We start from the raw sequence: 314 nt of genomic DNA on the forward strand, positions 1-314 counted from the left end.
TCAATCAAGATGGCAGATCGAGTTGTTTTTCAAGCACATCAAACAACATTTGACCATTAAAACGTACTATTCACAGTCTGAACAAGGCGTGGAGAATCAAGTGATTCTTGCGATGATTGTCTACTTATTGACGTTACTGATGAAACTAGAATTAAGGTTGAAATCAACCCTCTTCACTATTTTGAGCCAAATCAGAGCGTTACAGTATGAACCATTTGAGTGTTTCAAAGAATCGTTCGCACCTGGTTAAGTGAAAGAGAGTACAAAAAGACTAATCCACAACTGAATAACCCTAAAAATTTCTGGAAAAAGTC

Annotated in this window: 1 protein-coding gene; it reads left to right on the forward strand. The window is 36.6% G+C overall.

The genetic code is table 11. The features are described from left to right. On the forward strand, window positions 1-250 hold a 250-nt coding region (locus ACYQ2O_RS13060), incomplete at its 5' end, for a transposase (protein WP_459796820.1). Between the last annotated feature and the right edge of the window lie 64 nt (window positions 251-314).

This window comes from Alkalibacterium sp. m-11 (assembly GCF_054658155.1).